A 21,913-nucleotide genomic window follows, 5' to 3' on the forward strand; every position below is an offset into this window, starting at 1 on the left:
CCTCCTCTTAATTTAATATTAATTAAGAACAAAATTTTGAAACCAGGCAAACACTATTAAAATTAATTTTTAACTAAAATTGCTGGCTAAAATATTCATTCTGTTAACTAGATTGTTCAGTTGGCACATCTGCTCGGACACTTTAACCACTCCTTTTATTTTTTAATTAATCTCATTTATTTAAATAATATCGTATAACAAGCGCTAACACAAGCATAACAAAAAAAAGTTAATAACTTTTAGTTATTAACCGGTTTTACTACTGGTTCAGTAAGAACTTGGGGATCAACTGTTGGTAAATTCAGCATTAGCTTAAATTGTTTTTTCCATAATTTATTATAACCAACTGCAATTCCAAAACAAGTAAAGTAAATTGCAAGATATTTAAGAAGTGAATAAACTAACGCAACTCAAATGTTTGCTGTTACAAAGTTTAGAATATTTCAATATGTTGTTACCCCGTTTGTTCATCAACCAAAGATTAGACGGAGGAACATTCCCAAAATAAATTCAACTCCATAGAGTTTATTAAACGAATTATGGAAAATTAATAGCACTAAACTTGCATAATATCATTTTAACCATTTATCATTAAATTTAATGTGCATTGTTACAAATGGTACGCAGAATAAAAAGGCACTAATGATAACTAGAATATCTCAATGAAACATTGATAAATGGGTAAATAATCGTAGTATTGTTAAACTAAAATAACCAATGACTGCCATTGCTAATCATACTAATAAATTGTTAATTTTACTAACTAGTCAATCATAATTAAAACTAACTCCTAATAAGAATGCTAAAATTGCCAGGATAGCTTTCGAAAAATTGGGAACCCGAAAGGTTACGGAGATCAGAGCATAATTAAAATTAACATAATCTTGCTTATTTAATAAAACATTAAAAGCAATTGTTACAGCAAAGACAAAACTAAAAAACAATGCGGTAAGAACTATTCAAATAATTAACTGGTTTTTTTCTTGTTGAAACCATGGTCAATATAATAAGCATTTATAAAGAACAATTAGTACAATTGTGGTGGTAATAATTCATCGTCCTTCATACCAAAAGAACGACTTAATAAAATCAGTAATTAATAATTTAATATCAAAACCATATTCTTTAACATTAAAGAAATCAACGGCAAATAATCCAGATAAAAAGAATAATGGAATTAAATATAAAATAAACTTCCCTAAGAACTTCCAATTGTATTGTTCGCTAATGGCTAAATAACCTAAGCAAATTGCCACCACAAACGGAAGTGGACTGCATAAATAACTAATAATTTCATTGAAAATTGGGGTATTAATTAAAGTAAAAATTTGGGTGTTATAAAATGACAATAAAATAACACTAATAATTAATAATCACTTAAAATTTTTATTAATTTGATCCTTAGATATTTTTACCATCAATTGGATAACCTTCTTTCTCTGGTTTTGGGAAAAATGGTGATACGATTGGTTTACCTTGTCATTTTTTATCACCACTTGTCGTGCGTGCTCAATAATCTTTAAGATCCATTAAATAAGCAATTGTTGGCGCACTATCATATACTTTAATTCCATCCGGAATAACACCCGATTGCAAAATATCTTTTTTACTATAAACAATTCAGGGAACCGTCATTTCCGGGATGTTTGGTCGCCCATGATATTGTGATAAACCTCCATGGTCACTATTAATAATAAATAACGTGTCATCATACATTTGTTTAGCTTTTAGCTTATTAATAATCATCCCAATTTGCTGATCAGTTTTTGTTAAAGCTTGGTAATATTCTTCGGAATTATATTCACGAGAATGCCCAGTATCATCAGGATCTAAAAAATACATCCATGAGAAACTAGGTTTGGCAGGATCAATTTGGTGTTCTAACACATCTAAATAGCGTTCAATTGAATCTTCTTTGGTATTTGTTTGATAGTAATAATCAATAAAATTCTGGCCATATGCTTTAAAATCAGGACTTAAAGCAGTTGATTGGACACCTAATAAGGAAACAAACGCTGTTTGAATTTTTTCGTGCGTTGCTAATCATCCTGCGTCAAGATTACTTTGGTGAATTAAACCAAAAATTGAAGTTTGCTTCGCTAACTTTGCCTCATCAATATAAACAGAATGGTGAATATTAGTTAATGGTTGATCAACAATCCCATGGTTTTCCGGACCGGTTCCCAATAAAATCGTTGCCCAATTTCCAGCAGAAGAATTTGGCAATTCACTACGGACATCTAATTTATAAGCCCCATGCTCCATCATATAGCGAATATTTGGAATAGTGGCTTTTTGTAACGCATAAGCTGCTAACCCATCAATTGCTAACATAACCACATGTTTGGGATGATGAGTAAGTTTATTTTCATAAGAAACATATTCAATGTATTTTTGTTGATACGATTGGTATCCTGCAATTGCTGCAAGTTCCAAAACAGCGATCGAAACTGCTCCGGTTAATAAAAAACTAGCATGTAATTTTCGCATCTTAGACCCTCATTTTCTTTCTTCTAAGTTTACTTACAAATTATAGTGTATGTTAAAAAGTACTAAAAGTCAAAAAAATTTATCTAAAAATAGATAAATTTTTAAAATTTTTCAATTAATTATTTGTTGCCTTTATTAATTAATTAAATATTTGTGGTAAAATCAATGATTGCATTCGCATCATTTTTAACATACAAGTCTGATGGCAGTACTTCCACTTTAATATCTTTATTTTCTGGTAGCATGCCAATAATTTTATTTTTTAAGTATTCAACTTGTGGTGTTAATAACACAATATCATAATCATTGGTATTTAAATTATTTACTGTTACAGCTTCAAATTTTCATTCTTTGTTGTCTTGGGCCAAAACATTATTAATTTTTTCAACGATTGTTTTTGCGCTAATTCCTGCAGAACATACTAAACAAATTTTTTTCATTTTTTCCCTCCATTGGTCATATCGAAATATGTAGGTATAAATTATACTAATAAAATAGTAATAACGCAATAATTTCGCAGGATTATTTTAGCATAATTTTGCAATAAATGATATAATTATAAAAGAATTTGTTCAATTATTTTTAAGATAGTTCAACAAATTACATATAACTTGAATTTAGGAGGATAAGCATGTTACCAGAAAAAATTGATTCTTTTATTGAGGACCATGTTGACAAACCATTGTCAGAATATATTAAAGAAAATCCCAGATTTATTCTAGAATTTATTAATACATTATCATGAGAAGAAAAATTTGAGTTAATAAATGACTATGTAGCACAAGATGATGAAATTGAACACGCAATTAATACGATTAATAAGAAAATTTCATTATTCATTGAAGATGAAATCAAAGAACGCGTAATTCAAAACATCTCCGAAGAAGAATACTTAAGACATAAGGCAATTGTGGAAGTATACGAAAAAGCAAAAGCTGAGTATGAACAAAATAAAAAATCAAATATCAATTAAATAAGGCCAAGTATAGATGAAAAGGGTTTAAATAATATTATTCAAACCCTTTTTTCTTTTATTATATTATAAGTAAATAATATGGTATTTTCGCTTACCGCGGCGAATAATTAAAAATTTGTTGTGTAAAAAGTCCGCCGATGCTAAAACTTTAGTTTCGTCATTAACAACTTGACCATTAATTGTAATCGCATTTTGGCTTAAAAATTCACGACCCTCACGCTTTGAACTAACAACTTCACTCGCAACTAATAAATCTAGCAAATTAAGATTTAGTGACTCTAATTGATAGTGGGGAAGACTATGTTGAATACTTTCCAATTCTGATAATGATAATTCATGTAAATTGCCATTGAATAAAGCACCCGAAATTTTAATTGCGCGGGCTAACTCATCTTTCCCATGAACAAATAATGTTAATTCTGCAGCTAATTTTTTTTGTCCTAGTCTTTTAAATGGTTCTTTTAAATGATCTTGTTCTAATTGCTTAATTTCTGCTTCCGATAAAAAAGTTAAGAATTTTAATAGTTTAAAAGTTTCAATGTCTTCTTGATTATAAAAGAATTGATAAAACTCATATGGGGAAGTTTTCTCAGGATCTAACCAGACAGCTCCCGATTCAGTTTTTCCGAATTTGGTCCCATCAGCCTTAGTTAATAAATTCATGGTTAACCCACAAGCTAAATTATCTTCGCCCAGTTGCTTACGAATATAATCTGTTCCTGAAGTAATGTTTCCTCATTGATCACTACCCCCGGTTTGAACTGTACAATCATATTTTTCATATAACCGGTAAAAATCATAAGCTTGTAATAAAGTATATGAAAACTCAGTATATGATAGCCCGCTTTCAATTCGCGAAGCGATATTTTCTTTATTTAGTAAATAACTAATATTAAAATCTTTTCCCACATCGCGTAAAAAATCAATTAATGAAATCTTATTTAGTCATTCACCATTATTAACAATTTGGACATTCGGAATTAGTTTTTCGACTTGTTGTTTGATCCTTTCAACATTATGTAATACTATTGCATTATTTAACAATATCCGTTCTGCTTTCTTCCCACTAGGATCACCAATCATTCCGGTTCCGCCCCCAATAATTGCAATTGGTTTAAAACCACATTTGGCAAAACGTTCTAGCAAAATAATTTGAATTAAATGACCAACATGTAAAGAATCTCCTGTCGGGTCAAAACCACAATATACTCCTTTTTGTAATTCTTGTGATTTTAATAGTTTTTCTTCGTTTGTTACCTGTTTTAATAGTCCTCTTCAACTCAATTCTTTAATAATATTCATTGTAACTTCCTTTCTATTAATCATATTATTGAAAAAACTCTAAGTAAATAGAGTTTATTTTTTATTTTGGTGTGAGATTTTTTTAGTGGGTGTGGAGTGCCCTTCTTCAATGATTTTTTCTGAAATTGAGGCAGAGGTTTTTTTCAAATCATCACTAACCTTAATTCCAGCATCAATAGCAGAAACAGTAATTTTTGCTAAATCTTTAGCCACTGCCCGAACATTTGGAGATTTTGCCGCTGCTTTGATTAGTTTAACAGCACCTTGGTCAAGTTTTTTCAAGGCTTTATAAGCCATTTCTTTGGTTGAAGCAGAATCTAAAATATCAACTGCTCCCTTAACATTTTTAATTTTGACTTCAATATCAGCAGCAATTTCATCAGACTCAATTCCTTGTGATTTCTCCCAAACAATTTCAATTTTATTAACCATTTCTTTTAACTGCGGGTTATATTTTTTAACCATTTTAACAAAATCAGCGCGTAATTCAGAACCTTTTTTGGGGGCAATTAACATTCCAGCAACCATAATTGCTACTGTTTTTAATAATTTAAAAGCCATAATTAATCATCCTCAGAATTAGCAAAATCTTTTAGTTTATCAACTAATCGATAAGCAACATCCTTGTTTCTTGAAATCACTTTAATTCAAGCTTTAACATTTCGTTTTGTAAATGCTTCAAAAACATCAACATAGTTTGATATTTTTACCACTGTATCAACTGTTGAGTTTAGCATTTCTGATTTATATGTTAAGTCTTCAATAAAATAATCAAATTTTTTTGCCGCAATCGCAACTTTTCGCGCCGCAATAATTCCATATGAACAAAAAATAATTGCTAAACATAATAAAATAATAATTAAAATTGTTTCTGAGATTAAAAGATTATTGTCACTAGCTAATAAGTATAAATTCATTTTTTCACCCACTTAACTCAATTTTTTATACTACTCTCATATTATAACTTATCTCTTAAATATATTAATGATATTTTAGATATTTAAAAGATCTTTTATAAAATATTGGTAAAAATTAACTGGTAGTAATTTTTTCATCCCTTGATATCTTAGTAAACTAACAAAAACTAATAAATAACTAATTAATTTTTGGGCTGAAATTAAATATTTTTGATATTTAATTTGATAAGATTCTATTTTATTATAATATTTTTTCCTAAATTTTAATGTTAATAATTTACCTTTTTCACTAAAAAAGTCATTTTTAATCGTAACTTCGGTTGAACTAAACTGTTCTTTTAAAGAATGGGTTTTAAAATTATTGATTAAATTAGCAAAAGAGCAGTTTTCATGGAAACCAACCATAATTATTGCTTGGAAGTCCGAAAAACTTAGTACTAACTCATCAAAACTAAGATCATAACGTTCAACAGTTGGAGGGTTCGTTGCCGTCGCTAAAAAATGGGTTAGGAATAATTGTTGATTACAAAAATTAATTGTAGAAGTTAATTTTGTCAATGACGGATGGCTTGCTGACAACCTTATAAATAAATTATCTTCTAAAGCAAAAATATCATCTTTGATAAACGAACCTGGCATCTTATTTTTCTTCATTATTATTTAATTCATTTTTAATTCGTTCACGGCGATTTTCATCTGCTTCTTTAAGATTTTCTTCTTCAAGATTTAATTTCCGCATACAATAAGGATTTCGACTCGTGTAAAAATCAACAACTTGCTTTTTGGCCGGATCATCGTTGGCATTTTTTAAATTTTCCATCATTTGTTGATGTTCCGAGGAACCTTGAATAATTGGTTTTGGTCTACGAAGAAATTGACGATCAAGATTATTTTCTTTTAATTCGCGAGCGATTTTATAACGTGTTGAACCGGCGGCAATTGAATTATGCATAATTTGTTTTTTCCGATCAAGTAACGACATATCAGTTGGAAAATCTGTATTGATTTGATAAGTCTTACGAATAATATTCCGAAATTTACTATTAACTTCTTTTTGTTCTTCAATTCCTTCAAACATTGTTGTTTGTTCATAAATATCATATAAGTTTTTACGCGGATCAGTTTTTTTAATTTTTTCTTTTAATTGTTCTAACTCGACTGTTAATTCTTCGGTACGATCACCAAAAATATTCTCACCATTTTTGCGGGGTTTGAATAAAAAAGCTTGGGTTTTTTCAGCTTGTTCAGATAATTTCACTGGTTTTTTAACCATTGATTTAATCATTTGCTCATCTTGTTGCGAATTATATTTTTTATAAATTGGCTGATAAGTTTCTGGTGTTGGTGCTATTTTTTCTTCACCCCCATTATCCCCAATCTTTTGTTTAATTTCTGCTTCAACTATTTCAGCAATTGGAGAAGTATCATCACTAGTATAATTAATTGTTGTTTGAGAATGGGCAGAATTAAGATCTTTTCCAAATAATGGCGAGATTACTTCTGTTAATTTTACAACTTGTTTCTCAGAACTTGTTGGTGCACCAGCAGCAACTGGTTCATTTTTTTCAGAAGTATTTTGTTTTGAATTATTATTTTCAAAAAAAGTGCCTTGGTGATTATAATAAGACGGAATTTTTTGATTATCTTTGCTATCCATAACTAATTCTCCTCCAAATATATCTTAATTATACCTAAATTATTTGTTGTTAACTTATTTTTTTTGTAATCGGGTTGACTCGATGTTATGGCGTCCATACTTGGCCTGTGGTTGGCCGTTGATTAAAACCGCATCCCCGGTAAAACCAATTGTTAACTTTGCTAAACTTTGACCAACCCCATAAAAATCAACGGGAATATTTTCTTTTTCAAAATCTTCAATAATTTTTGCTGTAAAACCAGAAGAAACAATAATCTTAACATTAGTAAAATGATGGCGATCTAGTTCTTGCCGTAAGGCTTTGATTAAATGTTTATTAACCCCATGGATGTCTTCGCCTTTAAACTTTTCTTCTTTTCCAATAAAATATTTATCAACTAAAGCTTTTGAAGTGTCAATGCGAACAGCAAATAAATCAGGAAATTCCTTAGCAACTTTTAAAGTATCATTAATAACATCATTATTATAATCGACTAGAGCAACTAATTTTTCCGTTGGAAAATGTTTTTCGTAAGCATGTAACGCCGCAATTAAATCACCATTAAATGCTTGAATTAGCGCATGGGGAACAGTTCCAATTGGATCCGCATTAGGGTTAACCTTTGATAACTGTGCTTGTGTTACAAAATTACTAATCCTCCCCACACTAGCAGCATAACCATCATTTTCCTGGGTATAATAATAATCATTACGATCATTCATATAAATAATGGGCTTATTATTAGCAACTTGGATTAAACGATAACAATTAGTTGCAATGCTTGTTTGACGAGCAAGAATTCCATCAATAATACCTTCTAAATAACCAAATTGGTAATAATGACCAGTAATTTTTAGAACTGGTTCAAAAGCATTAATAAGATCACCATCTGTTAAGGCATAAATTTCCAAACTTGCCGCATCAATTGCTTCCGCTTTAATTAATTCAACACATTCATTAACCCCTGCTAATTTGACATTATTTTCTCTTTGAAAAAATTGAATAGTAATAACATCATCTGGCCGTTCATTTTTTAAAATGGTGGCTGTTTTTAAGAAATAAATCGCACTATAGTAACCTTCTTTTATTTTATTCATCTTTATAGTAGTCCTTTCAAAAGCTATCTCCAATTTGATATTTATTATCCGTTAACACCATAATTACTTTGCCCGCTTGAGTAATTGGTAAACCCAACTCACGTTCAGAACAAATCATCCCATCCGATTTTTCACCCCGTAATTCTGAGGGAATAATTTGTAATAAGTTGGGCATCCAAGCACCTATATTAGCAACAACAACTCGTTGGTGATAGTCAACATTTGTGGCCCCACAAATTATTTGTCGCTGTTCATCACCAAGATTAACTTCACAAATGTTTAACTTATCTGAATTTGGATGTTTTTGAACAGTTACGACTTCTCCGACTATAAATTGGATTGTTGAATTAATATCGGTCAAATCATAACCATACTGGTGGAATAAAATGATTATTTCCGCAATTAAATCTTTATTATCACTATTAATGCCGCTAGTTAACTTATTTTTAAGCATCGTTTTAGCATTTAAAATATTAAAACCAACTAACTGTCGCTTATCATCATGGAAGAAAACTAAGTTATCGTGAATTATCCGTGTGGGATTATTAATAACTTGTAAATAACCAAATAATGTATCAAAATTTTCATTATAAAATAAGCCCATTGTATTATTTTTCATTCTTATTCTCCTTATTAATAAAATTAAACTGGCGGATTTTTTCATCATTTAAATCCTTGATGATCGTCGTCACTAGTTTAATAGTTTCATTGAAATCATCTAAATCAATCACCCCACTGGTTGTGTGGAGATTTCGAGCAATCAAACAAGCCTGAATGGTAGGTACCCCATAATCATGTAAATGAACAGCGCCGGCATCTGTTCCCCCTGGTGAAATATAAAACTGATTTTTAATGTTATATTTTTTCATTAATGCAATTTGATATTGAATTAAATCATATCTTGTAATATATTCACGGTCCATTCCTCTTAACATAACACCATTCCCAAGCTGACCAAATTCACTATTTGAATAATAATCTTGGCCCGGAGAAACATCGGTAACAATCGCAAAATCAGGTTTAATTAAATTAGTTGCTGTAACAGCCCCTCGGGTTCCAACTTCTTCTTGAACACTAAAACCAATATATAAATCAAAGTCCAATGCTAAATCTTTAATATTTTCTAAAACTTCCAATCCTAAAATAACTCCCATTCGGTTATCAATTGCTTTTGATAATAGGCGTCTTTCATTTAATAAGACCGTTTCTCCCTCGCAAACTAAAAAATTACCCGGGCGAATCCCATTAGCATAGGCATCTGCTTCAGAAGTAAAGCCAAAATCAACTAGCATTGTATCAATTTGGGTTGGTTTATTACGAGCTTCTGGTGATAATAAGTGTGGTGAAATCGCTGAAATTGTTCCTTTAATAAAAGTTCCATCATCTTTTAAAAGTTTTACCCGGTTCGCTAATAAAGTTTGTTCTCAAATTCCACCCAGGGGATTTATTTTAACCAAACCCTTCGGATTGATTTGACGGACCATAAAACCAACTTCATCACCATGAGCCATCAACATTACTTTTTGAGGGTTAGCAATATTTTTTTTATTTCTAATAACAGCAAAGCAACTACCTAAATTATCTTGAATAATTTCATTAGTATATTGCTGATAATATTTCTTCATCAGATCAATAACCCGAAATTCACAACCACTTGGTCCAAACTCTTGCAAAATTGATTCATAGATTTTAAATTTTTCTGGATTAATTTTCATAATAACACCTACTCGTTCTTGAAAATATTATATCAAAGTTTATAATTAATTTATTGTTAACAAATTAACAATTTTATTAAATTTGTAGAATTAAACGAGGGATAAATATGAAAAAAGTAGCAATAATAGTTGACTCCTCATCAGGAATCAAAAGAAAAGACTTAGAAAAATATGATGACATGTATTGAATGCCATTACTATTAACTTTCCCCGATGGTAGTGAAGTTGATGACGATGATGATATTATTTCATTCAATGAATTTTATGATATTTTGGCGCAGAAAGTTGTTAAGACAAGCCAAATCCCAATGGGAAAAATGATTAACAAGTGAGATGAACTGTTAAAAACTTACGAAAAAATTGTTTTCGTTGGTTTATCAAAAGGTTTATCTGGTCAACATGAAAATATTTATATGCTTTCACAGCAAGATGAATATAAAGATCGTGTTTTTGTTATCGATACTGATGGTGTTAGCGAAGTATTAAAACATATGATTGACCATATTTATCAGTGATTAAACGAAGGAGTAGTCCCGGAAGAAATCCAAGCAAAAGTTGATGAATTAAAAAAACAATTCTCTGCTTTTATTATTCCAAAAAGTTTAGAAACTTTAAAACGGGGCGGAAGGATTACCCCCGCTGCAGCCGCTCTTGCTTCGCTTTTGAAGATCACACCGATTTTAAGATATGATGGAAAAATTGATAAATTTGAAAAAACAAGAACTTTTAAAAAAGCAATTGAATTAACATTACATCAAATTAAAAAAGAGCGTAAAAATTGAAAAGAAATTATTTTAATTCATTCGAAAACAGATGAAGAAACATTAAATGATGTTAAAAAAATCATTACTGACTATGGTTGTGAAATTAAAAAAACAGTAATTTTAGCCAATGTCATAGCAGCCCATACCGGACCTAATACTGTTGTTCTAGTATGTTGAGAAAAATAAGAGGTGAAAAAAATGAGCAAAAAAATTGCAATCTTAACTGATTCATCAGCAGGATTTACAGAGGAAGAAATTAAAAAATATCAAATTCATGTTTTGCCACTACACATTATTTTAAATGGTGAAACAGATATTTTAGATAATGAACAAGAAGTTGCAGCTAATAATTTCTATGAAGTTGTTAGAACTGGAATTACCAAAACTAGTCAAGCATCAACCGGAGAAGTTATTAATATGTATCAAGAATTACTAAAAACCCATGATGAAATAATTCATTATCCAATTGCTGAAAAATTATCTAGTCAATATTCAACAGCTTATATGATTGCTCAAGATGATGAATTTAAAGAAAAAGTTAATGTTGTTCGAAATCATACAGCGGCTTATTCTTTAAAACAACTAGTAATTTTAGCAAAGGATTTGGCAGATAAAGGGATGGATAGCAAAGATATCATTGCTGAAACAACAAAATTTGAAAATTCAACCCTAATGGCTATGATTCCTGGGAGCCTTGATCGTTTATCAAGCGGGGGAAGAGTTAAAAAAGTTTTACTTTCCTTAATTAATTTATTAAAAATTAAAATCTTATTACAATGGGGAGAAAATCCCAAAAAAGTTGCCTCGTCACGAACAATAAACTCATTAGTCGAAAGTTTTATTGATCTATTAAAAAACTTCACTAAGAAAGTTAAGTTAAAATATGAGTTATTTGTTTTAAAAACTTCAGAATGTTCAGCAAAAGTTTGAGATGCAATTGTCGGTGTTCTAAATGAACATAAAATTAATTATCATGTTGAAAAATTACCAAATGTATTTGTTGCTCATGCGGGATTAGATACAGTTGCTTTTGTAACAATTCCAGAACTTAATAAATAAAATAAAAATCCATTCTTAATAAAATGGATTTTCTTTTTTTGATGTAAAACTTAAAAAAATATGGCGGAAGTAAAGAGATTCGAACTCTTGCGTGACTTTCATCACCTAACGGTTTTCGAGACCGCCCCCTTCAACCAGACTTGGGTATACTTCCTTATTTTTTATTTTGTTATGGCAGGGGTGACAGGACTTGAACCCACAGCATACGGTTTTGGAGACCGTTGTTCTACCATTGAACTACACCCCTAGTTTCTTTAAAATAATAACATAAAAAAATAAAATCTTGGGTAAAAATAAAAAAGTATTTTTCAAAATACTACTTTTAAAATATGGCAGGGGTGACAGGACTTGAACCCACAACACTCGGATTTGAAGTCCGATGTTCTACCACTTGAACTACACCCCTAATTTTATTGTGCTAAATTAACACTTATTTATTTTAACAAATAAATTCTTAAAATTAAATAATTAAATCTTAAATTTATATTTTTTAAAACACAAAAAATCTTAAACTAATCTAAGTCATCATCAAAATGGGTATGCTCCGTGCGGTTTAATCGTTGACATTCTTCACACAAACCATGTCCTTCAATTTTAAAATGAATTGGTTTTCAGTGAATTTTTTCTAAAACTTTTCCTAAACTAACAATATCAATTGCTTTTAAAATTGCTTCATCTTTAATATGAAGAACTTTCTTACATGAATCACAAATGGCATGAAACGAAGGGTTTTCAGCGAGATCATATCAAATTTGCTTACCATCAAAAGTATTGCTAAAAAGGATATGTTCTTTTAAGAGCATATCAATAGTGTTATATACAGACATTAAATTGACATTTTGGTATTCTTTTTCTAAATCTTCAACAATTGCGGACAAAGTTAAGTGTTTTTCATCAGTTAAAATTTTAATAATTGATAAGCGAATATCTGTTAACCGATAATTTTTATCTTTTAAAATCTGAACAATCTTATCGTACGATAAAGCCATAAAAATTCCTTATTTCTTTAAATCATCAATAATTTTAACTAAGTCATTTACTGTTTTAATTTCTGTTAACTTATCATCTGGAATTCGAATTGACAATTTTTCTTCAGCTAAAATAACCAAATCCATTAAATCTAATGAATCAAGACCAAGATCTTTAAAATTAGTATTCAAATCAACTGTTTTACTAATCCCCCGTTGTTTTAAAACTTTCTTTAGTTCTTCCATAATATTCATAATGCAATTTCACCTCTATTTATTACTATATTTATAATTATAACAAATAAAATTAAAAATAAATCTTTTCCATTTTTTAAATGCAATCTTAAATTTTAATACGCCAAGAATTAATTATTATATTAGCTAAGGTATAATGAACAATTGTGATTATTTTTGATAACCCATAATGTTCATTACTACAATCAAAAACTAAATAACTATCTTCATTATTAATAGTTGGAAAAACATTAATTCACTGCGCTAAAAAGATTTTTTTAACGCTTAAATTTAAGAAAAAATAGTCATTATGTTGAAAGACAATAGTATCATTGAATTGATAGCTAGCTAAAGTTAGTTCATAAGAATCATCATTTCTTGAGGGTTGGGGCGAAGGCGGAGAGTTGTTAATAACTTGGGGTGATGGTTGGTGTTGCTTAATAATAACATTTTGGTAAATTAAAACTCCAAGACAAGTTAGAAAAACTAAAATAACAGCAATAAAAAAACCGATAATAATCTGACGCTTAAATTTTCATTGTTTAAACTTGGTAACGCTTTTCTTGTCATAAGTAACTTCCATTTGCTTATTATCTTTTGGTTTCAAAAAAGATTTAATTTTGGAAATAAAAATCTTGAACAAAGTTAGCATATTGGTTATCATCAAAAGGTTGGTTATAATAATAAGCAAGTCGATCATTATTAATTAAAAATATAGTTGCCGGAGGGTTGATAAAATTATTAAAAAAAGATTTTTTCTGAAACGGAACGCTAATAGTAACCAAGTTATGAAAATTATGATTATCAAAAACTATTTTTTGGTTAATAATAATTCCTAATGTGGGAATAACCGTTTGTAAAAGTAATTCCTCATGGGCTAGAAAGGGGTCTATTAATAAACTATTGTTAGTTACCATATTTTCCGTAATTTCAACTCGCTGTTTTTGAGAGTTATAGATGGTATTATTACTAAAATAGTGGTAAAAATGCTGATTATAATATTTTAAATAACCGGTTATTTTGTTAAAATTATATTTAGTGGTACTACTTAAAATATAAGTTGTAACTGATAAAGTTAAATTTGGGTTTGGTAATTTGGTACGGAGTTTATCAATCTTTGTAATAATATCATTAGGGTATTTTTTGCAATCTTCTAAATTATAGTTAAAATTATTATCAAAGTAAAAGAGACTGGGAATACTGGGATCAGTAATTTTATTATAATAAGTAAACGTTAGCTCATCTTTTAGTAAACTTTTTTGATAGTCAAATTGCTGATTATTTTCGTTAAAATTCTTATATTTAAAAAGAGCATTAATGACCAAATTAGGAGTATCAACTAGCTGAGGGGTAAGATTTCAATAAATTTCTTGGTATGAATTTTTGGCAACTAATGCATTATTATCATTATAATCTAGACTAACCACAACTGCAATTTGGTTTCAATTATCATTATTTAAGCAAGTGGTTGGAATAACCTCTTTTGCTCAATTACCATAACTTAATTGGTGATTTTTGGTAGCTAATAAAGTTTCAGAATTAGTTGCTAATAAGTCACTATTCAACAAGCATCCTTTTTTGTTATTAAAATTAAAACTTACTCTCATATGATTAAAATTAAAATTTAAATTAGGATACTCATCAAATAACCAATCATACTCAAAATGCGAACGGTGATTATGAATACTATAATACTTACTTGTGGGATTGCCATTATCATCAAACCAAGCTGCTAAGTTACCAATGTTAGGACGAAAATAAAACGGAATGGCAAATTTATTATCCCCGTTAGCAAAAGGATAAACAGAACTTGCAAAATCAAGGGCTAAATTAATTTTATTAGTTGCTAAAAATTCACGGGAATTTTCAACATATAATGAATCTGTAAATAAATTAGTGCTCAACATAAAAAAACCTCCTTCAATTAAGATTTACCTAATTAAAGGAAGGTTTCCTTTATTTTTTAATAAGCGCGGGCAAAATATACTAAATACTGGGCAGGATTATCACAACGGAAACACTGTCCCGAGACATCTTGAAAAATATCAAACGGGATACAACGAGAAACGGTTTGGGTTTCTTCTTTAATAATATTCTCACAAGCAATCGCCCCACAAAATGGCACTAAAAATAATGCATTTTTTTGTTTTAAAATTTCTTTATATTCTTCATAAGTATTAACTTTAATAGTTCGTTGTTGACGATTTACAAGTGCTCGGTTGAAAAGATTAGCACTAATTTCCGTAAATAATTTATTAATTGTTGGCAAAACTTCCGGAATTTTGACTTGAACTTTTTCAAAAGTATCACGGCGAGTGATTGTTACACTTTCTTGCTCTAAATCCCGCGGACCAATTTCAATACGGACAGGGATCCCTTTAATTTCCGCATTTGCTAATTTATAGCCAAATGATTTCTCCGATTCATCAATAGCCACTCGGAAATCTCCTAACTGTTTTTTAATTTGTTCAGCAACTGTTAATAATGTCTCATCATTTTTAACAGGAACAATCATTATTTGCGTTGGAGCAATCATTGGTGGTAATACTAACCCGTGATCATCACCATGGGTCATAATAATTGCCCCAATTGTACGAGTTGATACACCTCACGAAGTTGAGTAGGCATATTCTAACTGGTTATCTTGGTTTGAAAATTTAATATCAAATGGTTTTGCAAAGTTTTGACCAAAATAATGGCTTGTTCCGCATTGTAGAGCTTGCCCATCATACATTAAAGATTCAATGGTATATGTTTCTAATGCTCCCGCAAATTTTTCGCGTTCTGTTTTTTGTCCACGAATAACTGGTAATAATAAAGCTTCTTCGGCAAATTTACTATACACATCCAGAATTTTTAAGGTAAAATCTTTTGCTTCTTGGGCATTTGCATGAATAGTGTGCCCTTCTTGTCATAAAAATTCACTAGTACGTAAAAATGGACGGGTTGTTTTTTCTCATCGCAAAACATTTACCCATTGGTTATATAACAATGGTAAGTCGCGATAACCTTGAATTTCTTTCGCAAAAAAAGTTCCGAATAATACTTCCGAAGTGGGGCGAATATATAATTCTTCTTCTAATTTTTTGTCCCCAACTTTAGTGACCGTTGCAATTTCGGGCGAAAATCCTTCAATATGTTCTTTTTCTTTATCAAATAATGATTTAGGAATTAATAAGGGAAAGTAAACATTAGTTACTTTTAATTCCTTAAATTTTTGGTCTAAATATTTTTGAATATTTTCTCAAATCGCATAACCATACGGTTTGAAAATCATTGTTCCCTTCACTGGTCCATAACTAATTAAATCAGCATTAACAACAATATCGGTATATCATTGGGCAAAATCCTCATCACGAGGAGTAATCTTCTCTAATTTTCTACTCATAACTTACTTCTTTCTATTTTTATTAGCAACTTCTTCAATATTTCCTTTTTCACCTTGAAAAACTTTAATTTTTAAATTAGTGCTTTTAACATAATTCTGAATCCGGTTTAAATATTCATTATTTTTCATTAAAATTCATTTAATACACTCTGGTTTTACATCTTCAAATAAGTGAACACGACGGGTCGTTTCTTCATAATACCAATCAGTTTTTGTATTTTCAAATAATTTTTTAATATCAATTGCAATCACAGCAATTTGATTAGGATCAACTTTTTGCTCAGCAATCCAACTTCAAAAATAGTGGCGGGTTGAATTATCTAATTCAAATTCAATGTGATCAGGTTTTTCTAGGTATGTTCATACAATATATTCACTATCTTTAACGAGGTGAATATTTTTAATGGGTTGGATTCCAAACTCTAACTGACGTAGAACATTGCTTACATCTGTATAAAATAATAGCGTACGAATTTTTTGAGCATTTAAATTCTTAATAATTTTATGGGTTTTTCGTCTTTTAAAACTAAAACCAGTTTTAATATCTTTGCTGTCTTCTTCGTCATCAAAAAAATTACTCGGTTCTGAATCCTGTGGTTTTGCTTTTTTTTCATCTTGTAATAAATTATGTTTGCCTGGTTTTTGTTTTTTATCTTCTTCTTCCGGAGTTTTATTTTTTAATTTATTAAATAACATTCCTTCACCTCATCTTTTACCACTTAAATATACCATTATTATACTTGATTTTTAAAAGATATTATAAAATTGGACTAACTAATTTTAGGCATTGAAGTCCCACCCGGTATTTTAACGGTTTATATTTAATTGGTCATTCACGTCATAAAATTGCATGGTTATAATCTCATTCTCAGCGGGTTAAAAATGTTTTTACAACTTCCTTATCATAAATAATGGCAGTTGTTTGATGATCTGAAAAAAAACTGCGATAATCTAAATTACATGTGCCAACAATCGCAATTTCATCATCAAAAATAGCTATTTTATTATGACAAAAGACATTATTCATTTCATAAATCTTAACACCAACCGCTAGTAATTCTTTACAATAAGTTTTAGTAATATCTAATACAAAAATTTTATCAGTTAATCCGGGAATCGTTAATCGCACATCAATCCCCGCTTGCGCTGCTGTTTTAAGTGCTAAAATTAATTCCCCAGGGGCTATGAAATAAGGTGTTGATAACCAAATTCTTTTTTTTGCATTATTAATTAATGAAATATAAGCATCCCGATTTAACGACTCTGAAAAACTAGGATAGTCATTAAAAATTTGCACTAATGTATTATTTGTTTGGTGATGATCTTTTTTGGTAAAGATATCATTTTCTAATTCACTAATTCGCTCACGTTGTTTGCTAGCAAAATATCAATCATCAGCAAAAATAACTTCTAAGGCGCGAACCCCATCACCTTCAATTCGTAATTGGACATCATGAAAAAGACCAAATTTTGGCGATTGGTTAACATATAAATCAGATAAATTAATTCCGCCGGTATAGCCAATTTTCCCATCAATAACAACATCTTTACGATGGTTACGATAATTAGCATTCCCATTTAAAAATGGTGTAATAATTGGTAAAAATTTATACATTTTAACCCCAATTTTTTTTAGTTTGCGCAGACTCTTTTCACTAATTTTAAAATAACTTCCCACGTGATCATAAATTAAATAAACTTTCACCCCAGCTTTCAAAAGTTCTTTAATAATTTCGGCAAATGCCTCAAATAACTCACCATCCGCAATAATAAAATAAGTTAAGAGAATATATTTTTTGGCTTTTTGTAAATCAGAAAGAATCCGATAAAAAGCAATTGTCCCGTTTGGCAAAATTTCAACAGCACTATTACCATAGACTGGTTTTTCTGCTTTATGATTAAGGAGTTCAAAAGTTCTTGTAAAATGAGGACTTAATGTATTAATCTTTGTTAAGTTTGCAAGATTATCTTCTTGAAACTGTTGGTATTCATTTTTATTAATTGCTTCGTAGTAAATTGTTCTTTTATTGGAAAAATGATATTTTCGACCAAAAAAAATGTATGAGCAAAGACCAATAAAGGGAATAAAAATAACAAAAATTATTCATGATAGCTTAACCTCGTATCTTCTTTTTGAAAAAAATATTCAAAATGCCATTAAAAAGTCAATAATCAAGATTGAAACAAAAATTCAAATAAAAGCAATATTAAAAATGATTGCCACAACTACGACTGCTGCTACTGCTAGCCCGAATAAAAACATCATTGATAAAATTATTTTTAATCAATTTTTCATTAATTTTCCCTTTCGTTGTTTTAACTATAATATTATTTTACCAATAAAAAAAGTTATATTACTACATATAACTAAGTTTTTCTTTTAAATTAATGGCGGAACAGGAGAGACTCGAACTCTCGCGCCGGTTGCCCGACCTAACACCTTAGCAGGGTGCCCTCTTCACCAACTTGAGTACTGTTCCAATTGGTATTTTCCACTCCTATATTATATACAAAATCACCTTAATATAACAAGTATTTTTAATAATTAATTTAAAAAACGAATTTAAAATTCGTTTTATTTTATACTATGAACTTCTACTAAATCATCATTAACTGAAGTATTATCTGGTGATAATTGGGCTTGTTGGGCAAGGTTTTGTTGCTGTCTTTGAAGATTTTGCTTACGATGATTAGCAAGTAGTCTTTGTTGGTTGTTGGATGATACGGAGTCATTATTTAAAAGTGGAGTATTTTCATTAATTTCTTGGGGGCGATTTCAATACGCGGTTATTAAATTGGTAATTTTTTTAACAATACTAAAAGCACCGCGGGTGCTATCAACAATTGAAGAAAATGCTGCTGGTAATACAGCTTCTAGAATTGTTTTCAAAGAATTTGTTAATCCTTGGTTCGTAATCAAATTTCTTGTTAAAACACCATAAGTCATTAAATTTAAACCTGGTGATAGGACTCCAGTAATGTTATTAATAACTTGCACCCCCAAACTTTCTTTTTCTGCACAAATTGTGGCAATCAAGTTGACCATTTCCATTCCCTGGGCCATTGTTGATCAGAAGTTAGTTCCCTTGAAATAAATTTCTTTAAATAGTTCAAAACCACCATCATGTTCATAAGTTTCATAAGTAGTTTCATAAGTGTGAACTAATTGCATTAAAATATTGCAACCCACTGATAAGTAAATACTAGTGGCCAGAACTTTTTGGGCATATTTAGTCAAGTTGTGCTTTTCATTATCAAGATATTTTTCAACTAATGGTTTCATTGATAAATAAACAATATCATAGTAATAAAAATATAATCCCTCTGGTTTTCATAAATTAAAATTAGGCATTGTGTATTTTGCCACACAAATACTTGTCGATTCTAAAAAATTTAGAAAGGTATCTAAAAGTTCTTCTTTTTTAAACCCGTTTTGAGCAATTGCTTTGACATGCATAAAAAATGATCGAACATCTGGTTCAGAAATGTGCTCGTTAAGAATTTCATCAATTTCGACAATAAAATCAGCAGTTTCCGCATTTAATGAATGATTAGGTTCAACACCAACTTCTAAGATAGTGCTACTTCCTGCTGAGGAAATAGGTGACTCTGGTGGGTTACTTTCTGTGGGTTCATTTCTTTCTGAAGAATTTATTAGTTCAGATGGGTCTGAGACTGGTGGTAAAGGAGATTCCTCACGGAAAAGGAACTCGGGGATAATAACTTCGTCTGCTTCAGAAATTTCATTCGATGCTGAAAAAGTTTTGCTATCTAAATCAGAATCATTTTTAGACAGATCATTAGGGGTTGATAAATTTTCAATTGAATTATTGTGTGATTTTGGCATAGTTGTTTTCCTTTCATATAATAAATTAAGTATAAAAAAGCATTTTAAGCTTTCAAACTTAAAATTAGATATTAAAAATATTTTAGTTGCATCACTAAAAAATAATAAAAAATAATTTTAAACAAAAAACACCTAATAAAATAAACTTTATTAGGTGTTCTTGACACTCGTTAAAATTGATAATTATTAACTTTTCGTTTTAGAAAAGTACGTTATCATTTTATCACTATAAAAACAGAAAACAATAATTATTTAATAAAATAAATTCTTATTAAATAAATTTTAAAAAATAGATTTTTATTTAAAGATTCGTTTTAATCGAATTAAAAATTCATTAATTGTTTTATTTGAACAACTCAGAACTAACCGAAACCATTTATTTTTTAAATCATAAAAATCATCATTAAATTTTACTAAAAGTTTCTCTTGAAAAAAGCGTTTTTTATAAAATGCTAATGTTTTTTTATCATCATTAATTAAAATAACAGTGGCAAAACTGCTTGGCATTGCCATTATTGTTAGTGGTAAATGGTTTTCCCGAATAAAACATTCAATAATTTTATAGTTTTCTTGAAAGATTAAATGTAATTTATCAATTCATTTTGCCCCTTTTGCTGAATAAACAGCTTTTGTAACTTCGGTTCCAAAAATATCACCTTCGTATAACCAATTTTTTTGATAATACTGATAAATTTTTTGCCGTAGTTCTTGGTTAGGGCAAATAAAATAGCCAGTTGCTAACCCCCCGATGTTAAAACCCTTGCTGGGAGTGGTACATACAATTACATTATTAAATAATTTTTGATCACTAAGATTAAGAACTGAATTAAAACCTTGGGCATTAGTTAATAAATCTCCCCCACTTTCATCAGATATTAAAATAACATTATTTTGATAACAGATATTAGCAATTTTTGTTAACTCCTCAACTGTCCATAACTTTCCCCCGGGATTCATCGGGTTACAAAGCAAAAATGCTTTTACCATCGGATCACGCAACTGTTCATTCAAAGCATTAAAATCAAATTCAAATTTATTATTTTTAATTTGTAATTCATTAAAAATAACTTCTCGATAATTAAAAGTACAAATTTTTGGCAGTGCTGAGCGCACTGGACTTGTAATTACAAACTTAGCTCCCACATGACTAATCTGGCGAATAATAGCTACAATCCCCAACAATTCACCATAACAATAATTAATCCACTCTTGTTTTAATTCCACATTTTTTCGAATTTTATATCATTTAATAATACTCTGGTAATATTCATCATCTAGAACAATATAACTAAGTGACTTAAACCGGCATCGTCTAATGATTTGGCTAAAGATAAAATTCGGTGTTGGAAAATCTAAATCAGTAAGTTGACTGGCAATAAAACTTTCATCACTTCCATATTTTTCTTTTAAATATTTTAAGTTCCATCGCCGGTCATTTGAATTTTTTCTATTTATTTCTTTCATTTATAAATAAACCTCCCGCCTTAATTTTAATTTTTCTGTAAAATTATTACAACTT

Annotated in this window: 23 protein-coding genes and 4 tRNA genes; 3 read left to right on the forward strand and 24 right to left on the reverse strand. The window is 29.5% G+C overall.

Translation table 4 applies throughout. From position 1 onward, the window contains the following. Nucleotides 1–239 precede the first annotated feature (239 nt). From SERIO_RS05435 to SERIO_RS05445, 3 genes are all read right to left on the reverse strand, one after another. Nucleotides 240–1,418: a hypothetical protein gene (locus tag SERIO_RS05435; RefSeq protein ID WP_047791825.1), complete on the reverse strand. Its 1,179-nt coding sequence runs from the start codon at nucleotides 1,416–1,418 to the stop codon at nucleotides 240–242. Then, on the reverse strand, nucleotides 1,402–2,490 hold the full coding sequence (locus SERIO_RS05440; RefSeq protein ID WP_047791826.1) for an alkaline phosphatase family protein: 1,089 nt from the start codon (nucleotides 2,488–2,490) through the stop codon (nucleotides 1,402–1,404). The genes SERIO_RS05435 and SERIO_RS05440 overlap by 17 nt, the downstream gene beginning before the upstream one ends. Nucleotides 2,491–2,633: 143 nt before the next feature. After that, nucleotides 2,634–2,930, reverse strand: a complete 297-nt coding sequence (locus tag SERIO_RS05445) for a PTS sugar transporter subunit IIB (protein ID WP_047791827.1) — start codon at nucleotides 2,928–2,930, stop codon at nucleotides 2,634–2,636. 191 nt (nucleotides 2,931–3,121) lie between these two features. Between SERIO_RS05445 and SERIO_RS05450 the strand changes: the two genes are divergently transcribed. Next, complete coding sequence (locus tag SERIO_RS05450; RefSeq protein ID WP_025317780.1) at nucleotides 3,122–3,463, forward strand: hypothetical protein; 342 nt, start codon at nucleotides 3,122–3,124, stop codon at nucleotides 3,461–3,463. Between the two features lie 66 nt (nucleotides 3,464–3,529). Here SERIO_RS05450 and tyrS read toward each other — a convergent pair whose 3' ends face one another. The 8 genes from tyrS to SERIO_RS05490 form a co-directional block, all read right to left on the reverse strand. Continuing rightward, entirely contained in the window at nucleotides 3,530–4,768 is a 1,239-nt protein-coding gene (gene tyrS, locus SERIO_RS05455) for a tyrosine--tRNA ligase (protein ID WP_047791828.1), read from the reverse strand. Nucleotides 4,769–4,822: 54 nt separating this feature from the next. Further along, entirely contained in the window at nucleotides 4,823–5,329 is a 507-nt protein-coding gene (locus SERIO_RS05460) for a YtxH domain-containing protein (protein ID WP_047791829.1), read from the reverse strand. Nucleotides 5,330–5,331: 2 nt separating this feature from the next. Then, the gene (locus SERIO_RS05465) at nucleotides 5,332–5,685 is read right to left on the reverse strand and encodes a hypothetical protein (protein WP_047791830.1); all 354 of its coding nucleotides are present in this window, start codon (nucleotides 5,683–5,685) and stop codon (nucleotides 5,332–5,334) included. Nucleotides 5,686–5,760: 75 nt separating this feature from the next. Then, nucleotides 5,761–6,339 carry a hypothetical protein gene (locus SERIO_RS05470; protein WP_148553479.1) on the reverse strand — a complete coding sequence of 193 codons (579 nt, stop codon included), beginning with the start codon at nucleotides 6,337–6,339 and terminating at the stop codon, nucleotides 5,761–5,763. Further along, complete coding sequence (locus tag SERIO_RS06340) at nucleotides 6,326–7,342, reverse strand: hypothetical protein (RefSeq protein WP_053040864.1); 1,017 nt, start codon at nucleotides 7,340–7,342, stop codon at nucleotides 6,326–6,328. Before SERIO_RS06340 ends, SERIO_RS05470 begins: the two co-directional genes overlap by 14 nt. A gap of 54 nt (nucleotides 7,343–7,396) precedes the next feature. Then, a complete protein-coding gene (locus tag SERIO_RS05480) occupies nucleotides 7,397–8,419 on the reverse strand; it encodes a nicotinate phosphoribosyltransferase (protein ID WP_047791832.1) in 1,023 nt (340 codons plus the stop codon). After that, nucleotides 8,412–9,038, reverse strand: a complete 627-nt coding sequence (gene ytpR / locus SERIO_RS05485) for a YtpR family tRNA-binding protein (protein WP_047791833.1) — start codon at nucleotides 9,036–9,038, stop codon at nucleotides 8,412–8,414. The genes SERIO_RS05480 and ytpR overlap by 8 nt, the downstream gene beginning before the upstream one ends. Further along, nucleotides 9,028–10,134, reverse strand: a complete 1,107-nt coding sequence (locus tag SERIO_RS05490) for a M42 family metallopeptidase (RefSeq protein WP_047791834.1) — start codon at nucleotides 10,132–10,134, stop codon at nucleotides 9,028–9,030. The genes ytpR and SERIO_RS05490 overlap by 11 nt, the downstream gene beginning before the upstream one ends. Nucleotides 10,135–10,241: 107 nt before the next feature. Between SERIO_RS05490 and SERIO_RS05495 the strand changes: the two genes are divergently transcribed. Both SERIO_RS05495 and SERIO_RS05500 read left to right on the forward strand, forming a co-directional pair. Then, the gene (locus tag SERIO_RS05495) at nucleotides 10,242–11,084 is read left to right on the forward strand and encodes a DegV family protein (RefSeq protein ID WP_047791835.1); all 843 of its coding nucleotides are present in this window, start codon (nucleotides 10,242–10,244) and stop codon (nucleotides 11,082–11,084) included. A 12-nt stretch (nucleotides 11,085–11,096) separates the two neighbouring features. After that, entirely contained in the window at nucleotides 11,097–11,957 is an 861-nt protein-coding gene (locus SERIO_RS05500) for a DegV family protein (RefSeq protein ID WP_047791836.1), read from the forward strand. A gap of 61 nt (nucleotides 11,958–12,018) precedes the next feature. Here the strand turns inward: SERIO_RS05500 and SERIO_RS05505 are convergent. From SERIO_RS05505 to SERIO_RS06350, 13 genes are all read right to left on the reverse strand, one after another. Beyond that, nucleotides 12,019–12,111: transfer RNA gene (locus tag SERIO_RS05505), tRNA-Ser, on the reverse strand. 18 nt (nucleotides 12,112–12,129) lie between these two features. Further along, nucleotides 12,130–12,204 (reverse strand) — tRNA-Trp (locus SERIO_RS05510). 83 nt (nucleotides 12,205–12,287) lie between these two features. Continuing rightward, nucleotides 12,288–12,363, reverse strand: a tRNA-Trp gene (locus SERIO_RS05515). Nucleotides 12,364–12,469: 106 nt separating this feature from the next. Beyond that, nucleotides 12,470–12,946, reverse strand: a complete 477-nt coding sequence (locus SERIO_RS05520; RefSeq protein WP_047791837.1) for a Fur family transcriptional regulator — start codon at nucleotides 12,944–12,946, stop codon at nucleotides 12,470–12,472. A 9-nt stretch (nucleotides 12,947–12,955) separates the two neighbouring features. Further along, entirely contained in the window at nucleotides 12,956–13,180 is a 225-nt protein-coding gene (locus SERIO_RS05525) for an acyl carrier protein (RefSeq protein ID WP_047791838.1), read from the reverse strand. An 88-nt stretch (nucleotides 13,181–13,268) separates the two neighbouring features. Next, the gene (locus SERIO_RS06345; protein WP_152023415.1) at nucleotides 13,269–13,742 is read right to left on the reverse strand and encodes a hypothetical protein; all 474 of its coding nucleotides are present in this window, start codon (nucleotides 13,740–13,742) and stop codon (nucleotides 13,269–13,271) included. Between the two features lie 31 nt (nucleotides 13,743–13,773). Beyond that, a complete protein-coding gene (locus SERIO_RS05535; RefSeq protein WP_047791839.1) occupies nucleotides 13,774–15,066 on the reverse strand; it encodes a hypothetical protein in 1,293 nt (430 codons plus the stop codon). A 56-nt stretch (nucleotides 15,067–15,122) separates the two neighbouring features. Then, entirely contained in the window at nucleotides 15,123–16,547 is a 1,425-nt protein-coding gene (gene proS / locus SERIO_RS05540; protein WP_047791840.1) for a proline--tRNA ligase, read from the reverse strand. A 3-nt stretch (nucleotides 16,548–16,550) separates the two neighbouring features. Next, nucleotides 16,551–17,243, reverse strand: coding sequence for a hypothetical protein (locus SERIO_RS05545; protein WP_047791841.1), 693 nt, complete (start codon nucleotides 17,241–17,243; stop codon nucleotides 16,551–16,553). Nucleotides 17,244–17,304: 61 nt separating this feature from the next. After that, the gene (gene cls, locus SERIO_RS05550) at nucleotides 17,305–18,843 is read right to left on the reverse strand and encodes a cardiolipin synthase (protein WP_047791842.1); all 1,539 of its coding nucleotides are present in this window, start codon (nucleotides 18,841–18,843) and stop codon (nucleotides 17,305–17,307) included. Nucleotides 18,844–18,936: 93 nt separating this feature from the next. Then, nucleotides 18,937–19,027 (reverse strand) — tRNA-Ser (locus tag SERIO_RS05555). A 95-nt stretch (nucleotides 19,028–19,122) separates the two neighbouring features. Beyond that, entirely contained in the window at nucleotides 19,123–20,394 is a 1,272-nt protein-coding gene (locus SERIO_RS05560) for a hypothetical protein (protein WP_047791843.1), read from the reverse strand. A gap of 297 nt (nucleotides 20,395–20,691) precedes the next feature. Further along, nucleotides 20,692–21,858, reverse strand: a complete 1,167-nt coding sequence (locus tag SERIO_RS06350) for an aminotransferase class I/II-fold pyridoxal phosphate-dependent enzyme (protein ID WP_053040866.1) — start codon at nucleotides 21,856–21,858, stop codon at nucleotides 20,692–20,694. Nucleotides 21,859–21,913 lie beyond the last annotated feature (55 nt).

The organism is Spiroplasma eriocheiris, from assembly GCF_001029265.1.
In the GTDB taxonomy this organism is placed as follows: Bacteria; Bacillota_I; Bacilli_A; order Mycoplasmatales; family Mycoplasmataceae; genus Spiroplasma; species Spiroplasma eriocheiris.